Origin of the sequence: Haliea sp. (assembly GCF_040222615.1) — a bacterium.
GTDB lineage: Bacteria > Pseudomonadota > Gammaproteobacteria > Pseudomonadales > Halieaceae > Haliea.
In genome coordinates this window covers 1-22,607 of sequence record NZ_JAVKCQ010000036.1, presented here as the reverse complement: position 1 = coordinate 22,607, position 22,607 = coordinate 1, and the positions used below count along the sequence as shown (strand labels likewise).

The window sequence follows — 22,607 nt, the reverse complement described above, 5'->3', positions numbered from 1 at the left end:
CTTCTGTCCAGTTTCAGGTGCCAGCTTGTCCCGCAGTCCGCGCCTGCGAGGCATTCAAATGCTGGTTAGAGAGTGGCGAGTAAATCCGTAAGGTACTGCCAGAAAGGCGCGACCGTCGCCACCTCAAGGCGCTCGCCGGGCGAGTGCGCATCGCGAATCGTAGGACCGAAGGAAATGACCTCCAACTCACCCAGCCTGTGCTTCAGAACACCGCATTCCAGGCCCGCGTGGATCAGCTTGATTCGCGGCGGCTCCCCGAAACGCCGCTGGTAAACCTCGCAGGCGCGCTGCAGAAGCTGGCTGTCGGGATCCGGCACCCACCCGGGGTAGTTGAGGATTCTGGCTGTCGAGAAGCCACAGCTGTCAGACACCGACAACACCTTCGCTGTCAGCGACTCCGCCTCAGAGTCACGGAAATAGCGCAGGCTTAGCTCTATGTACAGCGCGCCGTCTTCCAATCGCGCTACACCCAGGTTACTGCTAAGCGAAGCCATTGTGCCTGCCTGGGCGGTAGCATAGCGCTCTACCCCATGCGGCAGCATGAGCAGTGCCCTGCACAACAGCGTCTGCGACTCCTCCGGCAGAACTCGCTCAACTCGCACGGATTCCATCGACAACTGCAGGGCGGCATCCGCCTCCGGCAGGTAACTTCGCCACACTTGCAGTAATTGGTCATTCAGCGCCCGCAGCGCGGGCAGCGCCCGCCCCGGGCAGGAAAACCGGACCCGGCCGTCCCTGGGAATCACGTTGTGCGCAATTCCTGCGTCGAGTTGGGCCAGCCTGACTCCGAGCAAGCCCGCTCGATTGAGCCAGTCAGCCAGCAGCTGGATGGCATTGCCGCGCTGCAAGTGGATGTCCAGCCCCGAGTGTCCGCCCGCCAGCCCGACCAGCGACAACTCGCCGCCCACATGGTCGTCCGGCACGAGGTCCAAACCAAACTCGCACTCCATGGACCAGCCACGACCACCGGTACAACCGATATACAGCTCCCCCCAGTCCTCTGTATCCAGATTGAGCAGGCGCTTTCCACACAGCAGCTCCGCATCGAGATGACGAGCGCCGCCCATACCTGTCTCCTCGTCAACAGTGAACAGAAGCTCCAGTGCGGGGTGCACCAGGTCACTGGCCGAGATCAGGGCCAGCGCCGCCGCACAGCCGATGCCGTTGTCGGCGCCCAGTGTGGTCCGGTCCGCAAGCAGCCAACCGTCCGCGAGCCTCAGCTGCAGCGGGTCGCGAGTAAAATCGTGAACCTTGTCGCGGGCCTGAACAGTCACCATATCCAGGTGATTCTGCACGATCACCGTATCGCGCTTCTCCATCCCGGGTGTGGCAGGCAGGTAGACTACAATGTTGCCAATCTCATCTATCGCCCAGCGAAGGTTTCTCGAATCGGCAACCGCGGCCACGTAGTCCCTGGCGCGGGCTTCCTGCCGGGAGGGCCTCGGAATTCGGCTGAGCGCCTGAAAGTGCTCCCACAGCGGCCCGTGCAAATCATCCAGAGTCTCTGCAGTCACGCGTCCGGCACTCCCTCTTTGTTCGCCACGCCCGTGCCGTCGACCCGTCGCAGCAGTCGGCTCCCGGCCAGTACGTAGGCTGCCTCTCCGCCATCCAGACCGAGAAAGTGCAGTGTTAGCCCGGGCTGCTGGTCGCTGCCTCCGGTGATAAAGCAGTGATCCCCGAGTGCCTGCAGGGGAGACGCCAAGCGGTCACCGATCTCGCTGTGGAAGTCGGCGTGCAGGGTTCCCTGCCGGTCGCTGATCTGCAGGGTGCCTCCCAGGTTCTGATAGCGGCCACAGTAGGGAGGAAAATCGCGGGGCTGTACCGCGCAGGCCGGCGCCGGGTGGGCCTGGATATCCAGACGTTGCGACAGCAGTTCCTCCTCGATTCTGGAGAAAAACGCAGCGCTGCGGCTATTGCTGAGCAGACAGATGGCAAACTCGTGCTCCGGGTATACATGGAGGTAGGCGAACTGCCCGATCGTTCCCCCATTGTGTCCGAACATGCGCCGCCCCGCAGTCTCCCCGAGATACCAGCCGAGCCCCCAGGCCGTGGCGCCCAGCGGAAAATGAGCCGGTAGTTGCAGCTGCGCTTGCCGCATCTCCTGTACCGAGCGCGCCGACAGCACCGAATCGCCAGGGGCCACCTTGCCGTCATACAGATGGCAACAGGCAAAGCGCATGAGGTCCGTCGCCGACATCATCAGCACCGCACCGGCAGGACCCAGGCCCGGCGGCAGAAAGCACCGGTCCGCAACCATGCTGAGCGCAGCGTCGTCCTGCCGCGGAACATGCCCGATGGCCGCGCTGTAGCGCGGCAGCTCTGCCGGGTCACAGACCGCCTCCGCCATGCCCAGCGGCCGGAAGATCCGCTCGCGCACAGCTACATGCCACGGCTGCCCGGTGAGAAGTTCCACCAGTAGCCCGGCAACGGTAAAACCGCTATTACAGTAGGAGAAGTACGCGCCGACGGGATGCAGCTGGGGCAGCAGGCGGCACTGTTCCACATACCTCGATACAGCCCCGCTCCAGCGCGGGTCATCCGGGAAGAAGTCTCCTTCCATGCCGCTGGTGTGACACAGTAACTGGCGCACGGTGATCAGTCGCGATGCATCCGCATCGGCAATGGCGAATCCCGGCAGGTAGCGCTGCACCGGACAGTCGAGATCCAGGCGTCCCTCATCCACCAGCTGCATGACCAGGGTCGCAGTAAATACCTTGCTGATCGATCCGATCTGGAACAGGGAGCCTGTGGACACCGGCACTCCAGTGTCCAGGTTGAGTACACCGGCGGCAGTCGACTCCAGTTCCCCCTTGGAGAACAGGGCCAGAGATGCGCCCACCACACCGTACTCACGCCTGCGTGCATCGAACCAGCTCTGCAGTGTGTCCTGATATGTCACCGGTTTGTTACCTCCATGTGATAACGGAATTTCAGCCTGCCTCGGTATCAGCCAAGTGGCCCATGCGGCGAGTCATTCCACGGGTACTTGTCCGCGGTATCGACCCGCACAAAGGGAATCTGCTGCATGATCGGGGCGATCGCTCCGGGCGCGGCCATATAGATAATCTCAGCCGCGATAGGCGCGAAAGCGCCGTGGAAGTGCTGGGTTGATTTCGGCACGATCACCTTGTAGCGCAGCGGATTGAGCCCGAAGTCAGACAGGATGCAGGGCGAGAAGCATTGCCCGCGTTCACTGCTGACGACAATGTCGATGCCCTCGCAGCGCAGCACAGCCGTATCACCGAGGGAGAACACGTAGTCCTCTCCCTGTCGCTGCGGGAAACAATGCTGATGGTTCCCGGCCAGCGCCACGACGACAGTGGTCAGGTCCAGGGGATCGCCGGACTCCGCACTCATCTTGCCCCCAAGTCGCACCCGGAGCCTCGCCCCTTCGCCCGCGGTCATGGCGAGCTTCACCACTTCGGGATCGTAGAGGACGGCAACCGCGGCGGGGGCCACCTTGTGTGCCAGCAGCCAGCGCAAGGCATGGGTGGAATCCGACGGCGCGCCGCCACCAGGATTATCAGCCTGGTCCGCAACTACCACCGGTCTGTGCGGGCTGGCCAGCGCTTTCGACATCGCTTCTTCCAGCGGCAGGGAGGCAAACTCCACCGTGCCCCTGAGGGCAAAGAACGCCAGCCCCAGTTCTCGTGCCAGCTCTGCTGCCAGCTCCGCAGCGTCGTCTGTTACCACCAGCAGCTGGCTGCCGGCATCCGCCACATCTCCCCAGGGAAAGCCGTGCCCGAGAGACACCGACAGTACGCCTTCCTGGGCCTCATGATCGACCATGCGCTGGACAAAATCGTGCATCGGTCCACCGGATGTGGGGTACATCCCGATCATTTTGCAATCGAACAGGGCCATGGTTGGACGTATCTCTCGCGCCCGGGTCCTGACTGCCAGATTAAACAGTTCCACCGCCCGATCATTGATATCAATGTGCGGATATTCCTTATAACAGATCATCAGGTCGGCGTGCTCCAGCATCGCCGCGCTGAAATGGCAGTGCAGATCCAGCTCCACCGCGATCACCACTGCCGGGCCAACGCATTGCCGGATGCGACTGATCAGGTCGCCCTCGCAGTCGTCGTAACCCTCCGCGGCCATGGCCCCGTGCAGGTCAAGCAACACCACATCGACATCCTCCGCCGACCGCAGGTCAGCGAGGATTTCATCGCGAAGCTTTTCATAGACACTGCGCACAACGCGACCGGAAGGCTCGGCGAAAGCGCTCAGGCTCAGCGTTAGCTGGTGCCCCTGTTCGAGACACAGCTGCTGCCAGGTTGTCAGGCAGCCCAGGCCATGAACCCGGTCGGGATCCGCGACAAAGTCCTCGCGGTGACACAGCCTGAAATGACGCTCACCCGTGGGGAAGGGCGAGAAGGTATTGGTTTCGGTATTGAATGCCGCGGCGAACATGTGCATGGCTTGAATATCCTTGTTTCGGGGCTTCTTCAGCGGCGCCACAGTCGCCCGCTCAGCCCCACAGTGCCGGGGCGAGTCCGGACACGCGACCTCCGCGGTAACTCAGCGCATGTTCGCGGTCCCGGGTCAGAAACAGTGCGCCGTCGAGATCGACGAAGTCGCACAACTGGGCGACCACAAGGCCCGGCGCCATCGCCAGCGATGTGCCCATCATGTTGCCCACCATCAAGCCCAGCTTGCGCTCCTTTGCCAGGGCCGCGAGATGGAGCGCCTCAGTGAGCCCGCCGGTCTTGTCCAGCTTGATGTTGATCATCTGGTAGCGCCGCGCGGCCTGTTCCAGTTCACCGCTGTGCAGGCAGGATTCGTCGGCACACAGCGGCAATGGCGGCTGGTAGCTTTCCAGCGCCTCGTCCGCACCTCGCGGGAGGGGCTGTTCGATCATCGCTACTCCAAGCTCCAGAAATCTGGGCGCCAGCTCGACCAGCTGGCTGTAGGTCCAGCCCTGGTTTACGTCCACCACAATCTGGGCCTCGGGACGCGCGCTGCGCACCGCCTGCATCCGTTCAAGTGGCAGTTCGGCGTCCAGCTTTACCTTGATGAAGTCCGTATCCAGTGACTGTGCCTTGCGCGCCATCGCCGCGGGAGTGCCAATACCCACCGTATTGACTGTAAATACCGGCTTCTGTCCGATTCCGGTCAGCGCCCAGACGGTTCTACCGGACAGCTTCGCCTCCAGGTCCCACAGGGCACAGTCAATCGCGTTACGCGCCCCGCCGGCGGGCAACAGGCTCTGCAGTTCCTCGCGCCCGCAGCCATCGGACAGCGCCTGCCTTACCGAGCTGGCCTGCTCGAACATGCTGATACCATTTTCCCCCAGATAGTACACACCCGACGCTTCACCCCGACCAAGGGCGCCATTCTCCGCAATCTGGACCTTCAGGACCTCCGAATGCTCGAAGACATGACCGGTAATCACAAATGGTTCCTGGAACGCCCATCGCTCAACACTTATCTCTATGTCGCGCATCCCGCACCCTCATCCCCTGTAGCTGGTTTCTTGTCGGTGACGGCGTCAAAATGCGCCGCCATGAAGTCTACAATCCGCTCGCATCCATCAATGATCGGATCGACACAGGGCAGGCCCAGCTCAGCGGTGAGTCTGTCGAGATAATCCCGGCGGCTCCCGGCGGGCAGCCCGGAGGTATTGATACTGACGCCCACGCAGGCAACCTCCGGACTGGTCAGGCGGGCGCAGCACAGGTTGTGTTCAATGCAGTCGGCGACAGAGGGCACCGAATAGTGAGGGCAGCCGTGAACGGTCTGCCGGCTGGCATCATGGCAGGCCACGATAGCGTCTGGCTGGGAGCCGTGCAGCAGGCCCAGACTCACCCCGGAATAGGCCGGATGGAACAGGGAACCCTGCCCCTCGATAACATCCCAGTGCGCGGCGGCATTGGCCGGGGACACCACCTCCGCCGCGCCGGCGATAAAATCCGCCACCACAGTATCAATGGGGATGCCCTCCCCGGCGATCATGATGCCGGTCTGCCCGGTAGCGCGAAAGCTGGCACTCAGGCCCCGCTCCCGCATGGCCCGGGTCAAGGCCAGGGCGGAGTATTTTTTCCCCACCGCACAATCGGTACCCACCATCAGCACCCGCCGGCCACTGCGTGGCGCCCCATTGCCCACCGGCAGGCCTGCAGGGGCCATACGCACGTTGATCAACCGCGCTCCCGAGCCCTGGGCAGCGGCCGCCAGGCCGGGGACGCTCTCCAGGGGCCTGTGCAGACCGCTGACGATATCCAGGCCCGCGCTCGCCGCCTCGCAGAAGCTGTCCACCCAGGCGTCCGAGATTCCCCCTCCCACGGGGGCGACTCCCAGCAGCAGACTCTGTACGCCCGCTTCCCGCGCCTCACTGATACTCATATCCGGCACGCCAAGGTCCAACTGGTTACCGGCGAAGCGCAGTTGCCCGGCAACAAGTTCCCGGCGCCACTGCACAATCCCGGCCCCGGTCTTGGCGTCTACCGGGTTGGTGGTATCACCGACAAAAACGAGATAGGGATTGCGCAGCCGCACACTGGTTGTCGCTGTCATGGTGAGACTTCCTTCTGGGACATTGGATTGATGATGTACAGCGGGCGTCACAGGCTCCCCTCGAAGGCAGCGCAAGAGTCCCCGTTCGTGACCCGGCGCAGCAGGCGAAAACCGATGGACAGATAGCGCGCCCGTCCAGCCGAGTCCTGGTCGAGAAAGGCGATGGTCTGCTGCGTGCTGCTGCGCGGCCAACGCGCGGCAAAGCAGTCGCTGTCGATGGGGGCGAGCCGGCTTGCAACAACAGTATCCGGCTGCGCAAGCTCGCAGCGCCGAGCGACGAGGCCATCGTCGCCGACAATAACCTCGATCCGCTGCGCCATGTTCTGGTAACAACCGACAAAGCGATCCGCAGGCCCGGCGGGCCCCGCGCCACGCGCATCGCGAGGCAGGGTGATTCCGGCAATACCGGACAACAGCTCGGCCTCAAGCTCCTCGTACAGGCCCATGCTGTCACTGTTGGTAAGGACAGCGAGCGCCAGCCCCCGGCGGGGAAAACACCGCAGATACGCGAGTTGACCCAAGGTGCCGCCGTAGTGGCTTACCACGGTCTCACCGTTGCTTCTGCCCACGATCCAGCCCAGACCCCAGTGGGTCATGGCAGGCGGAGAGTGGCGCGGCAAGGCGACCTGGGGTTGTTGCATCGCATCCCGGGAGACCGCCGACAGCAGCGTACCCGCCTGTTCGGAGGAGCCGTCCATATGGGCACGCGCGAAACCAAGGAGGTCCGTGGCCGACATCGACAGCACGGTACCCGCGGGAGCGTGGCTCAGAGGCAAGTAACACTTGGGGGCCACACAATGAGCAGAGTCCTCGCCCTCTCCTCTCAGGTGACCCATGGCCACGCGAAAGCGGAGGGCATCCGCCGGATCCACCAAGGCCTGCTGCAGGCCCAGCGGCTCGAGTATCCGCTCCTGCATCAGCCTTGCCCAGGGACGCCCGGTCACCACTTCGAGCAACCGTCCAACGATGGTGTAGCCGCTATTGCAGTAGGAAAAACGCTCTCCCACGGGGTGCAGCTGCGGCAATAGCCGGCAGCGCTCGACAAAGCCGGCGATGGACGGTCCGAAAGGATCATCCTCGGGGAAGAAATCACCCTCCAACCCGCTGGTGTGACACAGCAACTGACGGACCGTCACCTGCCGGCATGCCACTGCCTGCGCGGTGCACAGTTGCGGAAGGTAGGTTTGCACCGTCTGGTCCAGATCGACAAGACCCTCGTCGACCAGCTGCATGACCAGGGTCGCGGTAAAAACCTTGGTTATCGACCCGACCTGAAACAGCGAGTCGGCGGTGACCGGGACGAGGGTCTCACGACTGAGCACGCCACTGGCCGCGGTCTCCAGCACGCCCCCGTGGAGAATAGCCAGGGAGGCACCGACGACGCCGTGCCTGTGTCGCAGCTCGTCGAGAGTTGCCTGCAGATAGCTTGCCTGATTCTGTTCCATGTTTGCCACACTTCAGCGGACGATGCGGAAGAGCATGGCAGAGCTGTTCAGTGCAGGTGCTGCATATCGTCACGGAGTTTTAGCGGCAAGTCACTCTCGGTAACGGGCGGTCCGCCCGGGGCGCTACCGTTCAGCTGCAAAGGGTCGGACGCCAATGGGTCCGCCTGCAAGCGCGGTCAGTGGTCGGCCGGGTCGTGGAAGTCCGCGGCGAGGGTCAGCGACGCGCGGAAGAAAAACACCACGGATAGCGGCAGGAACACCACACTCATCAGCAGTGCCATCCGCAGCGAGTGCTGCTCGAAGAAAGGGTAGATCAGGTCACTCAAACCACCGATCAACAGCGGGCCGACACCCCCTCCGATCAGAGCGGAGAACATACCCAGCAGAGCCAGCCCCATGGCGCGATGCTCTGCCCCGCAGATGCCGAAGATACACGCGAAGATGCAGGGCGTCATCAGGCCGAGGAACAGTCCTGACAAGGCGCTCATCGCCACCACCAAGTATACCGAGTTCAGGGTGTACACCAGAATGTAGATCGGTACGTTGAGCAGAATGATCGCGCAGGGAAACAGCAGGTAGCCGCGGGCGCTGCGGGCGCCGATAAAGTTTGCCACGTAGCCACCCAGCAGAGTACCGATGATCGTGGCGCCGCCGACCGCGATACTGAATATCCCCGCGATCTCGTCCAATGGCAACTCGAAGGTCCGCACGAGGTAGCTGATGCTCCACTGGGAGCTGCCCTGGCCAAACAGGCCGAACACCGTGAAACCGACGATGCAGTGAAAGAAACTGGGACGCACAAGCAGAGTTTTGGCAGTGAGGAGCAGGTCCTTGCCAAAGGCCTCCGAGAACGATGGCAGGCGGCAGTGCTGGCGCGTCTCGCGCAAGGTGAACCTGATCAACACGGCGAGAAATATCCCCGGTATGCCCATCACCAGGAACGCAACCCGCCAGCCCCAGACGGAGGCGAGCGCCGCCCCACCCCACATACCGACTACACCACCGATGCTGGCTCCCACCAGGAACAGCGCAGTGGCCACCCCGCCCTTGCGGATTCGGAACAGTTCGCTCAACAGCGACAATGCCGCCGGATTACCGCCGGCTTCGCCGATACCCACGCCCACCCGGGTCAGGAACAGCTGGATGAAATTCTGCGCTCCCGCGGCCAGGGCGGTCATCAGGCTCCACAAGCCGACCGTGAACGACAGGAGCTTCGGTCGACTGCCGAGATCCGCCCAGCGCGCAAAGGGAATGCCGAGAGTGGCGTAAAACACTGAAAAAGCCACCCCCGAAATGAGCCCCAGCTGCAGGTCACTCAGCTGCAGTTCGTCCTTGATCGGCTCCAGCAAAGCCACCAGGATCGAGCGGTCGATCGCATTGAAAACGGACACCAGGACCAGCAGGGTCAGCGCGTAACGCAAATAGGCCCTACCCGCCAACTCGTCTGCCTGGCCCTGTTCGACAGGCAGAGGCTGCATCGCTGCGCTGGATTCACTCATGGTACAGGGCTCCCGTTCCTCTCGCCGCTACACTGCAGCAACGTGCCTGCAAGCTCGCTGCGACGCTCTCCGGATACAGCGCAATGGAACTCATAAGTCCGACAGTGACCGGGACGCGTTGCGCACGCGCGACAGGTCCAGGAGCCAGATTTCCTGCCACTGCCGGCTCAGCCCCGGCAGGACCCCCCCGTGCTGGTCCGCGCCCCGCCCGCGAAGATGGCGGTCGAGGAAGGCGACGCAGGCAGCCGATGTGAGCGCTACCATGCGCTCCCCCGAGATGGTGCCGAGGCCCGACAGCCAGCGCAACAGGCGCCCCCGGAACACCGTGGAATCGGTGAAATCCATGTGGGCGGAGCCATCCACCAGCGCTCGCTCCACCCCCGGCGTCTGGCCGGCGACATGGTGCGGTTCGTAGTGAAAATCGTTGAACCCCCCCTGTTCCGCCATCGGCAGGGCATTGGAGTGCAACATCAGCAGCGGTACCCGGCATGGGGCGTTCACCAGCGCAGTATCAACCTGACCTCCATCGAGGTTGATCACCGCCGCCACGCGGCCATCCTCCTGCGCCAGGGTGGCGCTGACCGAGCCGCCGAAGGACATGCCACAGGCCCCAACCCGGCTGAAATTAGCCACCGCCACGAGATCCTCGCAGGGTGGCTCACAGGCGCCGGCGCTGAGGTCATCGAGGCAGCGCCGGGAGTCGCTGACCCAGGTGTCGCTCAACGCCTTCATCCCGGCATCGCTGGACCAGCCCAGGGTCGCCCGCTTGCGTTCCTCAGGGCTACCCGCACCCAGAACGCCCATGGCGAGATCCAGCAAACCCGGGCGGGCAATGGTCCGCAGGCAGTCCTCTGCCAGCACCGCGCCACTGCCATCGGGATAGCACAACGCCGCGGTTGAGCCAGGGTGCGCCAGGGATACGACCAGATAGCCGTGGCTGGCCAGTTCCTCGCAAAGCTGGGTATTGCTAGCCACCAGGCACCCGAAGCCGTGGGAAAACAACACTAACGGCAGCTCGTCCTCGGCAGCGGCAAGCGGCGCCGCGCCCTCATGGGACCAGGTTTGAATGGCGGCCAGGCGCCTGACCATCGACCGGTTGTAGCCCAGGGCCTGCATCAGTCCGGCTTCCATTACCGGGTATTCTTCCTTCGTCAGATAAGCGCGCCGCTCCACACCGGCGACCGATCCGGCGGGATACCAGATTCGCGCCATCAGCTTGCGCGAATTGTCGCCACACTGGATATCGCGGACTCCCACCGGGTGGCGTCCCGTGGGGCGCGCAAACCGGGGCACGGGAAAGAAGGTCTCCGGCGCCACGCGCACTGCCAGACGCACCATCGGCAGCAGCAGCTTTTGCAGCAACACCATCAGCCGCAGTTTCATCGCGAACCTCGACGGGTCATGGCGGCGTTTGCATACCTGTGCATCGGTAGGTATTCCCTCTCTGGTGGCACGAGATACAGTGGCCCAGCTTGTCATCCATGCCCCAGAAACATTTAGCCGGACGTCACAATCTTGTTGCACGATGTCACGCAGAGGCACTTCCAGCCCCGCATCCGGGGGCGTTTACTGGATTTTGCTGCGGTTTTGCGCAATAGTTTAGCGGTGCGACGCCAACAAGTGGTAGCAACCATGAGTGCATTCCATACGCCAACGGTCTCCATACCCCCGGGAGAGTGGCCTTCCAACAGCCAGATTATCGAAGCTACGCCCCCCGTCTATGCCCGCCAGAGCCTGGAATCACTGTTCCTGAGAGGAAAGTCACAAGGGTTTGTCACCTATATCCCGATCAGCGACCAGTGCCTGGTGCAGATCATCAGCGGCCAGCTGAAAACGCCCTACTGGGACAGATGCATTGCCGAGGACTGGGTTGGCTTTCAGTTCGCCCTGGACGGGGAGCATACCACTGTCGTTGATGGCTATGGCCAGATGCAGTTTTCCGGCCCGCGGTTCAGCATGTGTGCCAATACCGACGCCATCCGCGTGGCCAAGTGCTATGCGGCAGATTGCAACATCAGCTACGTGAACATCGTCGCCAGACCACAGTTCCTGCTGGACCAGTTTGGCGTGGACGAGCAGCGGCTTCCCGATACAATCCAGGCGATGCTCCGCGGGGAGCAGGCCCACTATTTCAGCAGGACCCAGCCGCTCACCGCCGCCATGCTCAGCGCCGCCCGGGAGCTGACCCAGTCGCGCTACGAGGGCAAGCTGCAGCAAACCTTCGCCAAGGTGAAGTCGCTGGAGCTCCTGTGCCTGGCCATTGAAGCCATGACCCTGGTGGGCGAACCCGACTCGCGGCGCCTGCGCCTGAGCGACTACGATATCCGGCTGCTGCACCGGGTGCGGGACGAGCTCGCCACCAGCTATACCTCACCGCTTTCCCTGGCGGATATGAGTCGGCATATCGGCATGAACCGCAATAAGCTGTCGCTGGGCTTCAAGGCCCTGTTTGGCAGTGGCGTCTACGAGTACTGCCAGCAACTGCGAATGCAACGCGCGCGGACGCTGTTGCAGCAGGGCCGCCTCTCCGTGCTGGAGGTCGCCCTCGATGTCGGCTTTCAGAACCAGTCCAGCTTCAGCCGCGCCTACAAACAGTTTTACGGCTGCGCACCCAGCCAGGATCTGGCGCACTAGAACGCCTGAAAAGCCCCTCCAGAGGGGCTTTTTTAGGGTTCGCGTTTATCCTGTGCGCCGGACGGCGATCAGAAGGTGATATTGAAGTCTATGCCATAGCTGCGCGGCACACTGTACTGGGCAGTCATGTTGATGACTTCGTTGCCAAAGACATTGATATCGTCTTCATCCAGCAGGTTCTTGACCCAGAACGACACACTGCTGACGGCTGAGCCCATGGGGATCTCCATGACGCCGGCACGTGCGTTCAGCAGCCAGTAGGCATCGCGCTGGGACAGGCGGTCAGCCTCAGCGAAACCGCTGGCAAACGCCGTATTCTCGCCATCCGCCAAGTAGCGGCTGTCTAGCCGCATGAACGGTGCACCGCCCAGCAGCTGCCGGCCAAAATCGTATTGCAGGGAGATTCTGGCGTTGAAATCCGGTGCCCTGATCGGCCGCACATCGTCGGCAACATTGACGCCGTTGCGAATGTACTCCTTGTACTCGTAATCGTAGGCACCCAGCGTCGTGCTCAGGGTCAGACCGGCGCCGAGAATGGCGTCCATCTCGATCTCGACGCCTGTGATCTCCACTTTGCCGGCATTCTCGAAGCTCTGCTTGCCGTCCTCGAAGAGCTGTACCTGCAGGTCTTCGTAATCCATGAAGAAGGCCGCCGCATTCAGCCGCAGGCGATTTTCCAGGAACTGTGACTTGACCCCCAGCTCATAGTTGGTGATCGACTCGGGTTCATAGGAAATGCCATTGAGGATGCCGCCGGCGACAAACCCGGTACTGACTTTCGCATAGGACATCACGTCGTCGGCCCAGTTGTAACTGAGCACCACATTGTAATTGGTCTCGCCGTAGCTGAGCTTGTACACCCCCTCCGCCAGATTGCCGCCGCCCGATGTCGCACTGATATCGACCAGATCGATTTCACGGTCGTCTTCGGTGCGGCGGATGCCGAGCGTGACATCCAGCTTCTCGGTGGCGTGCAGGGTGCCCTCGGCGAAGACCGCCCAGGAACTGTTGTCGGTATCGGTTGAATTCACCCCGCTGCCAAACACGGCGTCGAACGGTGTGGGTATCACGACACCGTTGGCAACCGGCTGCAAGACCCCCAGTACATTGCGCGCTTCGGCTTCCTCCTGGAAGTAAAACACCCCACCCACAAGAGTGTACCGGTCCGTGGCCCAGGTCAGCTGCAGCTCTTCACTGAACTGCTCCTGTTCCAGTGCCCGGGCGGTAAGCAGGGTGAAGAGATAGTCGTTGGGACCAGGGGGATTGGCGAGGATACCGCCGACATCGCCCTGGAACAGCGCACCGAGTTGAGCGGCGGTAAACTTCCAGCCGCCCGTGGCACCGAGGTCGTAGATGGCCGGGCGCTGGTTCATCTCCCGATAGGCAGTGATGCTTTTCAGGCTCAGCGTGTCATTGATCTCCCAGTTCAGGGTGATGTTGTGACCCTGGACCAGCAGGGGCTCGGCACTGGTGGCGGCCGCGACATCTTTCAGCGGCGTGGTGCTCAGGTTGGTGATACCGCCATAGAGGGGCTGGAACTGGTTGATGCCTGCCACCAGAGGCGCCGTAGCACCAATAATGCCCAGCTGCTGCACGGGTGCACCGACAGTGACGCTGTCGGTGTAGTCAAAGCGGTAGTCCACGGTAACCGCGTCAAAATCAAGATTCGCCGCCAGCATGAAGGCTTCAACATTCTTGCTGCCCAGGTTTTCTGCGTAGGTGAGCACGCCCATTTCCGGGTTGCGCAGGCGCAGGTCCAGCGTGCGCCCGGCAATCAGGTTATCGGAATAACCGTCGTTCTTGTCGTACAGGTAGCTGAGTTTAACACTCAGGGGGCCCGTCGAGGGCAGGTTCAGGATAGTGCGAAAGCGCTGGGCGTTGAAGTTGCCCACGGACACATCCTGGGAAAGCCCGAACTCGCCGGTTGGCGCCGCGGTGGTAATACTGATTGCGCCGCCGGTGGCGTTGCGCCCGAACAGAGTGCCCTGGGGGCCACGCAACACTTCCACCCGCTCGATATCCGCCATGTCAAAAATGGAGCCAATGGTGCGCCCGATGTAAACGCCATCCAGGTAAGTGGCAATCTTGGGGTCTACCTCGGCAGCGGATACGCCGGAGGAAGCGCCGCGGATATTGATCTGCGGGACCGTGCCCCGCCCCTGGTTCTGGACGTTCAGGTTCGGCGCCAGGTTACTCAGGTCCTCGGTGTTGGTGACCCGGAACATATTCAGGGTCTGGGCGTTGAGGGCGGTGACCGCGATCGGCACGCTCTGCAGGTTCTGCTCGCGCTTTTGCGCGGTGACGATGATCTCCTCCAGCGCCGCGCTGCGCTGGACTTCCTGGCCGGTGGCAGCACCGCTGACCACCAGAGCAATGGAGGAGGCCAGCAGGGACAGGGATGAATAATGGCGCATGGGGTGAAGCTCCTTGAATTTAAATTATGTTTATTAATATTCTGACTGTATCCCGGTTTTCCGTCCCCACACCACCCTGAACAAGGGCGCCATCCAACGTGCAGCCGGAGAGTACAAATAACTGGTATCACCGCGGTATTGAGCCCGCCCCGGCAGCCAACGGCCCGCTGGTGTAACCGTAAGACTTCAGCAAGCCCGCGAGGGTGGGACCCCGGGCTGCAGCCCCGTTGTCGCGCCGGGGACGCCGATCCTGGTAAGCCCGGCACCGATGGGGTACTGGCCGGTGGTGTTTGCGCTTGGCAAGGGTGCGCCTCTATAGTGAAGGGGTATTCACTGCGGAGAGCCAGCATGGCCAAAAGTGTCACGCAGGAGAGAATCAAGCGCCTGGAGCAACACCTCAAGCAGGAAAACCCGGTCCTGGCCGGCTGTGTCAAGAGCTTCCAGAAACTGGACCGTATCGCCCGCAAGCTCGGCTTGATGGACCCCGATGAGTCCTATGCCACCCAGGTCTCCTGGTGGCCGGTGATCTCGGTGCTGGGTACCTACTCCGCCGGCAAGTCCACGTTCATGAACCAGTACGTGGGTCAGGAACTGCAGCGCACGGGCAATCAGGCGGTAGACGACAAGTTTACCGTGATCTGCTTTGGCACCGGTGCCGACGCGACCTCGCTGCCGGGACTGGCGCTGGACAGTGACCCGAGATTTCCGTTCTACCAGATCAGCCGCGACATCGACGGCGTAGCCGCAGGCGAGGGTCGCCGCGTGGACTCCTACCTGCAGCTGAAAACTGTTCCTGCGGAGTCGCTGCGCGGCAAGATATTCATCGACTCGCCTGGTTTCGACGCCGACATGCAGCGCAACTCAACCCTGCTGATTACCGACCACATCATCGACCTGTCCGACCTGGTGCTGGTTTTTTTCGATGCGCGCCACCCCGAGCCCGGGGCGATGGCAGACACCCTCAAGCACCTCGTGGGCAATACCGTACAGCGCCCGGACTCCACCAAGTTCCTCTACATTCTGAACCAGATCGACAATACCGCAAGGGAAGACAACCCGGAGGAAGTGGTCGCAGCCTGGCAGCGGGCCCTGGCCCAGCAGGGCCTGACCGCAGGCCGTTTCTATCGCATCTACGCCCGCGATGTGACGCTCCAGGTCGATGATCCACAGGTGAAGGAGCGCCTGGAGCGCAAGCGGGACGAAGACCTGAGCGACATCGAAGCGCGCATCCGTCAGGTCGAGGTGGAGCGCGCCTATCGGGTGGTTGGGGTACTGGAGAAAACCGCCAAGCATATTCGCGATGTACTGGTCCCCCGGCTGACCGATGCCCGTCGCAGCTGGCGCCGTCGCACCCTCTGGCTCAGCGGCTCGGTATTCACCCTGCTGGCAGGGCTGCTGTTGTGGTGGAGCTGGCAGGGGGGCCACTGGGAGGGCTTCTACCTGATGCCTTTCGCCCGGCTGGACGTGGAAATACAGCTTGCAGTGCTGCTGATCGCCGCGATGCTGGTTCTGGTTGTGCACAGCAAGCTCCGCGAGCTGGCGGGCCGCAGCGTGCTGCGACGCTTGCAGCGCAGTGAAGAGCCGACCCGGGACCGCATGGCAGCGGAGCGGGCTTTCGCCTGGAACATCAAGGCCTGGTGGGGCTCGCTGGCCAGCGCGTCGCCGCGCGGCTGGGGACCACTGCAGCGACGCAAGCTGGCAAAGGTGCTGGCGGAAGCCGACGACTTTGTGCAGTCGCTGAACGATCAGTACGCCAGCCCGTCGGGCACCCCGGACGCTTAGCCGGGTGGGCTGCCTGGCGGGCCGAAGTCCCGGTCTGCATTGATGCTTGGCGCGGGTGACTACGTCATTCTGGAGGATCCGACAACCCTCAATAACCGTTGTCGGATCCGATTCTCTCGCCCCCTCAGAAAACGATCGTCACCTCGTTGGAGCAGTCATCACTGTCATCACAGACCTGATAGCTGTAGCTGCCGCCACCCTTGCCAAGCGAATCCAGCTATCCGGTTTCGCCACTGATGGTGAAAACCGGCACGCCATTGCGAAGCAGGTTACCGGAGGTCAGGCCCTGCCAGTTCAGGTCTACCGTCTTTTCCCCTTTGACCTTGTAGCCATTCCCCGTCAGTTCGATAGACGATGCCGCCAAGGTTGTCACGCTGGCAGTGGCCTCCGCGCTCTCGCCAGTCGCGTTGAATACTACCACCGTGTAGTCATCGCCGGTATCCGGAAGCAGGTCGCGGTCGACAAACACCGTTTCACCCGCCCCCACATTGCCGGCGGACTGCCAGGCGCCACCAGCCACTGAGCGTCGAATACGGAATCCGTATTCATCGTCGGACCGATCCTCCCAGGTCAACTCCACTGCGGAGGATGACAGGGCCTCCGCCGCCAACAGGGCAGGCGCTGCCGGCGCGGTATCCGCGCTACCATCATCGCTGACGGAGCGCACGCGCAGGGCATCGTCGGTGGGTCGATTTTGGGCGGCATTCAACATCTCATTCTTTGTAATCAGGACACACTTGTCGCTCTCGAATAGGCGGCGATCCTGTTGGTGATTTTCGTGGACCACATCAATTGCGCTACGCGATATCCCCACGATCTCCCATGCGTTCCAAACTCTGACCATCTGAGCAATTGCGCCGTCAAGTGTTCGCCTCTTCTGCTGAGTATTGAGCCCGTCAGCCATGAAAATGGCCTCATAAATCCGCTGAAAATCCTCTTTACGCGTACAGTCCATCAGTTCCATCCTGCCGATCCGCTCCGTGTGTCGTTTCTACCAGAATGCCTGCAATGCTCAATTATAATAGATACTGGAGTCGGCATAGTCCTTTTTTGGAATGTCGCGCTCCTCTTCGGCTCGGCGCAATTCGGCCCTGAGTTTGAGGATTTCGCTTTTGGCTTCCAATAATTGTGCGGCCTGCTCGTCGGTTTTATTCGGCTTAACCGCCTTCACCCACTTGTGCAGACTATCGCTGGATACGCCGAGTCTATCGGCAACTTCTGCGACGGATCGGCCGTGGTCTACGACTTGGCGAACGGCTTCGTCGTTGAATTCGGGGCTATATTTTTGCCTGCTCATATGACTTCCTCCTGTTGCTATAGAATAGGCCAGGAGTGTCATCTAAACTCGGGGAAGTCCATCCATTGCGGAGATCCGTCCGCTTTTCTGGTGCACGAGTTTGGGCAGTATCTCTACCCGTGTCTCCAATGAAATCCAGATAAACTTGAATTGGCAAATTCATCGAACACCATGTTTAGCGGGCGGAATTGAATATCTTTATTGCGGTATAGGAATCAAGCCCTTCCTGGCCAAAACAAACACCGAGCCCTGAGCTTTTTATGCCGCCTAATGGAACATGTGGTGCAATATCAGAATGCTTGTTAATGTAAACTGTTCCCGCTTCCAGTTTGTTCGCGACCTCTCTCAGCAAGGATTCTTCCTGCCCCCACACTGAGGCACAAAGACCAAACTCCGTGTTATTTGCTTCCGCAATCACATCCTCGAGATTCTGGTAGCGAATGACCGGCAGCGCAGGACCAAACTGTTCTTCATCTACTATCCTCATTCCCGGAACAGCCTCGGCTACAATAGTAGGCGGATAAAAGTAGTTTTCTCCATTCAATGCCTTGCCGCCACAAAGAATATTTGCGCCCTCAGCGTGAGCGTCATCCACCAATGAAATAACCTTTTCATACTGTACTTGGTTTTGTAGTGGACCTAATGTGCTCGTCTCGAGTTGTCCATCTCCTACCGGATTTCTGAGGCATAGATCAACGAGCGCATTACAAACATTCCCATAATCTTTCTCGTGAACATAAAGCCGCTTCAGCGCTGCACATGTTTGCCCGGAATTCATCATAGCACCCCAGAAAAGGCGCTCAATAAAACTGGAAATGTCTGATCCAGGAAGAACGATTCCTGCGTCGTTCCCTCCAAGCTCTAACGTGATCGGTGTGATTTTGGCAGAAGCGCTAGCCATCACCTTCTTCCCCGTCGCGACCGATCCAGTGAATACAATCTTTTTGATCAGTTCATGCTTCGTCAGCTCAGCGCCCAGGTCGTCGCCGCCGGATAGAACGTTAACCACGCCTTTCGGTAGAACGTCATTCATCAGTTGAACGAGCCTAAGTGTGCTTAAGGGAGTATAGGGTGATGGCTTTATAACGACCGTATTCCCGGTACGTATTGCCGGTAAGATATGCGCCACCCCCAGGAGTAGAGGCCAGTTCCAGGGTGTAATCGATGCTACTACGCCCATACCTGTACGACGCTGTTCGATGAAACTATCTGCACTATCTTCCAAGACTTTTGATTCTATGGAGGTACTGGCCATATGTTTGGCCCACTGAACGCACCCATTTACTTCAAACCTGGAACCAAAGCCATTGAGAGGCTTGCCTTGTTCGGCAGTGATAAGTTGGGCTAACTCCTCAGCGTTGTTACTTATCACAGTTGCTATATCATGGCACGCCGCAACACGGGCACTATCCTCTGAGGGATTCCATTGTTGGAAAGCATTATGAGCAGACTGCACAGCCTGGTGCAGGTTAATTGAACTCGCAACGGGCGCGAGTCCGACGGTACTTGTAGTCGAAGCGGGATTTTTTACTTCCTTATACGTCTTCGAGTTCAATACTTCGCCGTTGATTACCATCTCATACTTGTTCATAAACGCTTACTCCTGGTAGTTAGCAGCCTGTGGGGTATTGGAATGTTCTACAGAAGGAGCTACGGTAATCTCGATCAAGCTAACGCCTGAATGATCATTCGCTTCGCGCACTGCTTCCGGTATACATTGAGGATCATCGATTTTTATAGCATGCACACCCATCGATGCCGCCAGGGCGATGAAGTTAACGGCAGGATCCGATATATCCATGCCGATAAATCGTTCCTCTCCCTGGTTCGGATAGTGCCCCCGAAGGAAATTTTTCAAAATCCCATACTCTGAATTGTTAGCTACTATGAAAGTCATAGATAGCTTTTTGTGCGCTGCAGTCCAGATCGCCTGCGGACTGTACATAGCGGCTCCGTCGCCCACAATACATATCGTTTTTGATTGTCGCTCACTTAATGCAATACCAACGGCCGCGGGCATGGCCCACCCTAGCCCACCTCCTTTGGAAAAATTGTACTGAAGGCGTTTGGATGTCTTGATATACTTCCTCAGATAGACACCCATTGAAGGGGCTTCTTCCACAATAATGGCGTCATCCTGAATCGAACTTGCTATGTAGTATGCTGCGGTTTCCGGGTGCATCGGTTTTCTAGTCATCTGCGCCTGGACACGCTCTATATTAGTTTGGTCTTCCTCACGTCGAGCACGTTCTCTTTCTTCTAATCGAACCTTCGCCGTAACTCGCTCACCCAGGTAGTCATCCAACCTTTCAAGACTTGCTTTTATATTTCCTACAAAACCTCCTGATGTTTCATAGGTGTAGGCAACCGTGGAACTGTCTGCGCTAAGATGGAGTATCTCAGTATGCTCTGGGATCGGAGAGCCCGAATAGATCAAGCCCATGAACCCTCTGTCTCCGATAACAAATACTTTCTTGTACGGTTCTAGAAGTTCCCTTATCTCTTCTGCGGAGGGCGACATCATCGATACCCAGAGTGGATGGGACGTGGGGAACACTACGCTGTCGTGAACTGGAGCACCAAAGACATCGCATCCCAGCTTCTCTACGATTGTTACCACCTCGGTCAATGCGTCAGCACGGGATATCTCATCACAAGCGATTACGGCAATTTCGCTAGGTCCACAATCCAGCAAACTATCAGCTAGCAGATCCATCCCTACAGCTAGCGGCAAGTCATAGACATGTGATTTTGCTGGAATTGGGCTACTACTCGGTTCGTCCATAAAGTGAAATGGCAGAGACAGAAAAACGGGCCCCTTTGGGTGGGTATTTGCGTCCTTGAATGCCCTTCTCAAAACGGGACCGATTTCATCTACCGTTCTTATTTCATGTGCCCATTTTGTAAACGGCTTCGCCATACCGACAAGATCACCGCTTAACCATGGATCGTCCACTATATGTCGATAATCCTGTTGGCCGGCTGTTACTACAAGAGGTGAGTGCATATACGCGGCATTTGTCAACGCGCCCATTGCATTGCCTAAGCCGGCCGAAGCGTGGAGATTAACGAATGCAGGGCGGTTCGTAGCGCGGGCGTACCCATCAGCCATCCCCAGTGCCGATGCCTCCTGCAGTGCCAGGACATACTCGAGATCGCACTCCCTAATAATACGATCGATTAATGAAAGCTCTGTTGTGCCCGGATTGCCAAATATATAGCGTACATTCTCAGTTTTAAGAATCTCTATTATGATATCGCGGCCAAGAATCATGTTTTCAAACTCCACACCTGTGTGTACCAGTACAATTTTGTAAGCGTTTTCACGTCGCTTACACACTTAACCACTGCTCTTAACACGGATTTTTATCACAGCGAAACATCGACCAATCGACTGTCTTGACATGGTCAAGGAAAACTGTAGCATTACCATCTCATATGAGACTACTCTATATTAATACTTCATACTGTCAATTGTAGAAAACACAGATATTGAGGCATGCAGTTCAGTGGCAGATTCATAATGAGGTATTCGTTGCATACAGGGGCCAGTATGTATCCCCTTAGCTAGAACAAGGGTTTGGCGTAAAGCTCACAGGAGATGATTGTGAGAGAAGTTAGAAAACATCTATGCGAAAAGGATGGACTTTTTCTTTCGGGGGTGCGCGCCGCATACTCACCGATGCCACTGGATATGCACAACTTTATTCGCCGGGTCGAAGTATGGACGTATCTTCTGGAGAGGCAAGACTCTTTAACCGCTTTCTCCGCCCGGTTTTATGCGCGCAGATGCATACATGATTACCCGCACATATGAGATCCACACGTTTCTGGGAAGATTCTATGATTTCCATCAATCAAGTTACTAGCGTATTCGAGTACTTTTGTAAGAGTGCAAGTACATACCCTGAGGCAGACTTTCTCCACGTGCCTTATGAGGCTTGCAAAGACTACTCTTCAACTTCCATTGAGATGACATACGCTGAAGCATATGACTATGTGAAGCGTGTGCAAGCATGGTACGAATCCTCTGGAATCAAGCCTGGCCATAGAGTTGCGTTATCGCTGGAGAACAGGCCTGTGTTCTTCATTCATTTTCTTGCGCTGAACGCCATCGATGTTAGTATTGTTCCCATCAACCCCGATCTTTCGATCTCTTCCACGGCATATATTCTGGAAGACAGTAGTGCATCGGTCGTCTTAGCAATACATTCTCAAGTCGATAAGCTCAGAGCTTCACTGTCGCGTATTTCGTCCAACGCTACTTTAGTTACTCTTACCAATATGTTTAACGATGTGCCCGAGCAGACCATTTCTGTCTGCCGTGATGGTTCAGCTCCCTCCGGAGAGGCGAGTCTTCTATACACATCAGGTACAACAGGCAAGCCAAAGGGATGTATCCTCTCCAATGAATATTTTCTAGGCGTTGCTGGCTGGTATCTTTCACAGGAAGGCTACTGCAAGCTCGAACAAGCTTGTGAGCGACTCATTTCCCCACTTCCTGTATACCACTCAAACGCCTTGGCATGGTCTTTCGTCTCGATGATAGGGTGTGGTGGTTGTATTGTCATGTTAGATCGCTTCCATCCTTCATCTTGGTGGCCCAGTGTTGTGGACTCACGCGCCACGATCATCCATTACCTTGGCGTAATGCCTGCCATTCTGCTGAGCATGGAAGCAAAAGGCGACCAAAACTATGGCCGTCAAGTAAAGTTTGGTTTCGGGGCCGGGGTCGACCCACGACATCACAGAGCTTTTGAAGACCGCTTTGGATTCCCACTTATCGAAGCATGGGCAATGACAGAAACCGGAGCTGGAGCAGTAGTCGCGGCCACAGTTGAGCCTAGACATGTAGGCATGCGCTGCTTTGGGCGACCCGGAGCGGATCTGGACTATCGAATCCTCGACGAGGATGGCAACGATGTAGACTCGAACGAGAGTGGTCACTTTGTCGTTAGAAGGAATGCGGAACCCTACGCAAAATATTTCTTCGATGGATATCATAACAATCCGG

General features: G+C 59.0%; 15 protein-coding genes and 1 pseudogene. 3 read left to right on the top strand and 13 right to left on the bottom strand.

Translation table 11 applies throughout. From position 1 onward, the window contains the following. Window positions 1-65: 65 nt before the first annotated feature. From pepD to RJQ10_RS03645, 8 genes are all read right to left on the bottom strand, one after another. Window positions 66-1,514, bottom strand: a complete 1,449-nt coding sequence (gene pepD, locus RJQ10_RS03680; protein ID WP_350143745.1) for a beta-Ala-His dipeptidase — start codon at window positions 1,512-1,514, stop codon at window positions 66-68. Beyond that, window positions 1,511-2,899, bottom strand: a complete 1,389-nt coding sequence (locus RJQ10_RS03675) for a serine hydrolase domain-containing protein (protein WP_350143743.1) — start codon at window positions 2,897-2,899, stop codon at window positions 1,511-1,513. The genes pepD and RJQ10_RS03675 overlap by 4 nt, the downstream gene beginning before the upstream one ends. Window positions 2,900-2,946: 47 nt before the next feature. Next, entirely contained in the window at window positions 2,947-4,425 is a 1,479-nt protein-coding gene (locus RJQ10_RS03670; protein ID WP_350143741.1) for a M81 family metallopeptidase, read from the bottom strand. Between the two features lie 52 nt (window positions 4,426-4,477). After that, on the bottom strand, window positions 4,478-5,452 hold the full coding sequence (gene dgcA / locus RJQ10_RS03665; RefSeq protein WP_350143739.1) for an N-acetyl-D-Glu racemase DgcA: 975 nt from the start codon (window positions 5,450-5,452) through the stop codon (window positions 4,478-4,480). Then, window positions 5,440-6,522, bottom strand: coding sequence for an N-acetyltransferase DgcN family protein (locus tag RJQ10_RS03660; RefSeq protein ID WP_350143737.1), 1,083 nt, complete (start codon window positions 6,520-6,522; stop codon window positions 5,440-5,442). Before RJQ10_RS03660 ends, dgcA begins: the two co-directional genes overlap by 13 nt. 47 nt (window positions 6,523-6,569) lie before the next feature. Continuing rightward, window positions 6,570-7,967 (bottom strand): serine hydrolase domain-containing protein, encoded by a 1,398-nt coding sequence (locus RJQ10_RS03655; protein WP_350143735.1) that lies wholly within the window; start codon window positions 7,965-7,967, stop codon window positions 6,570-6,572. Window positions 7,968-8,143: 176 nt separating this feature from the next. Then, window positions 8,144-9,466 carry a spinster family MFS transporter gene (locus RJQ10_RS03650; protein ID WP_350143733.1) on the bottom strand — a complete coding sequence of 441 codons (1,323 nt, stop codon included), beginning with the start codon at window positions 9,464-9,466 and terminating at the stop codon, window positions 8,144-8,146. 90 nt (window positions 9,467-9,556) lie between these two features. After that, a complete protein-coding gene (locus RJQ10_RS03645; RefSeq protein WP_350143731.1) occupies window positions 9,557-10,849 on the bottom strand; it encodes an alpha/beta hydrolase family protein in 1,293 nt (430 codons plus the stop codon). Window positions 10,850-11,098: 249 nt separating this feature from the next. Between RJQ10_RS03645 and RJQ10_RS03640 the strand changes: the two genes are divergently transcribed. Beyond that, a complete protein-coding gene (locus RJQ10_RS03640) occupies window positions 11,099-12,100 on the top strand; it encodes a helix-turn-helix domain-containing protein (protein WP_350143729.1) in 1,002 nt (333 codons plus the stop codon). Between the two features lie 68 nt (window positions 12,101-12,168). Here RJQ10_RS03640 and RJQ10_RS03635 read toward each other — a convergent pair whose 3' ends face one another. Next, on the bottom strand, window positions 12,169-14,514 hold the full coding sequence (locus RJQ10_RS03635; protein ID WP_350143727.1) for a TonB-dependent receptor: 2,346 nt from the start codon (window positions 14,512-14,514) through the stop codon (window positions 12,169-12,171). 348 nt (window positions 14,515-14,862) lie between these two features. On the opposite strand from RJQ10_RS03635, the gene RJQ10_RS03630 reads away from it, so the two are divergent. Then, window positions 14,863-16,296: a dynamin family protein gene (locus RJQ10_RS03630; RefSeq protein WP_350143725.1), complete on the top strand. Its 1,434-nt coding sequence runs from the start codon at window positions 14,863-14,865 to the stop codon at window positions 16,294-16,296. A 217-nt stretch (window positions 16,297-16,513) separates the two neighbouring features. On the opposite strand, the gene RJQ10_RS03625 is transcribed toward RJQ10_RS03630, so the two are convergent. From RJQ10_RS03625 to RJQ10_RS03610, 4 genes and pseudogenes are all read right to left on the bottom strand, one after another. Further along, window positions 16,514-17,260, bottom strand: a complete 747-nt coding sequence (locus tag RJQ10_RS03625) for a fibronectin type III domain-containing protein (protein WP_350143723.1) — start codon at window positions 17,258-17,260, stop codon at window positions 16,514-16,516. A gap of 81 nt (window positions 17,261-17,341) precedes the next feature. After that, window positions 17,342-17,593 (bottom strand): annotated as a pseudogene (locus RJQ10_RS03620) (transposase); the annotation flags it as partial. Between the two features lie 175 nt (window positions 17,594-17,768). Further along, complete coding sequence (locus RJQ10_RS03615) at window positions 17,769-19,184, bottom strand: aldehyde dehydrogenase family protein (RefSeq protein ID WP_350143721.1); 1,416 nt, start codon at window positions 19,182-19,184, stop codon at window positions 17,769-17,771. A gap of 6 nt (window positions 19,185-19,190) precedes the next feature. Then, window positions 19,191-20,882 (bottom strand): thiamine pyrophosphate-binding protein, encoded by a 1,692-nt coding sequence (locus RJQ10_RS03610; protein ID WP_350143719.1) that lies wholly within the window; start codon window positions 20,880-20,882, stop codon window positions 19,191-19,193. A 554-nt stretch (window positions 20,883-21,436) separates the two neighbouring features. On the opposite strand from RJQ10_RS03610, the gene RJQ10_RS03605 reads away from it, so the two are divergent. Beyond that, a partial coding sequence (locus RJQ10_RS03605) for an AMP-binding protein (RefSeq protein WP_350143717.1) occupies window positions 21,437-22,607 on the top strand: 1,171 nt, incomplete at its 3' end.

Coding starts and splice junctions, on each gene's coding strand:
- dgcA (WP_350143739.1), bottom strand. CDS start 5,452: ATGCGCGACATAGAGATAAGTGTTGAGCGATGGGCGTTCCAGGAACCA.
- RJQ10_RS03630 (WP_350143725.1), top strand. CDS start 14,863: ATGGCCAAAAGTGTCACGCAGGAGAGAATCAAGCGCCTGGAGCAACAC.
- RJQ10_RS03635 (WP_350143727.1), bottom strand. CDS start 14,514: ATGCGCCATTATTCATCCCTGTCCCTGCTGGCCTCCTCCATTGCTCTG.
- RJQ10_RS03660 (WP_350143737.1), bottom strand. CDS start 6,522: ATGACAGCGACAACCAGTGTGCGGCTGCGCAATCCCTATCTCGTTTTT.
- RJQ10_RS03640 (WP_350143729.1), top strand. CDS start 11,099: ATGAGTGCATTCCATACGCCAACGGTCTCCATACCCCCGGGAGAGTGG.
- RJQ10_RS03650 (WP_350143733.1), bottom strand. CDS start 9,466: ATGAGTGAATCCAGCGCAGCGATGCAGCCTCTGCCTGTCGAACAGGGC.
- RJQ10_RS03645 (WP_350143731.1), bottom strand. CDS start 10,849: ATGAAACTGCGGCTGATGGTGTTGCTGCAAAAGCTGCTGCTGCCGATG.
- RJQ10_RS03670 (WP_350143741.1), bottom strand. CDS start 4,425: ATGCACATGTTCGCCGCGGCATTCAATACCGAAACCAATACCTTCTCG.
- RJQ10_RS03615 (WP_350143721.1), bottom strand. CDS start 19,184: ATGAACAAGTATGAGATGGTAATCAACGGCGAAGTATTGAACTCGAAG.
- RJQ10_RS03625 (WP_350143723.1), bottom strand. CDS start 17,260: ATGGAACTGATGGACTGTACGCGTAAAGAGGATTTTCAGCGGATTTAT.
- RJQ10_RS03655 (WP_350143735.1), bottom strand. CDS start 7,967: ATGGAACAGAATCAGGCAAGCTATCTGCAGGCAACTCTCGACGAGCTG.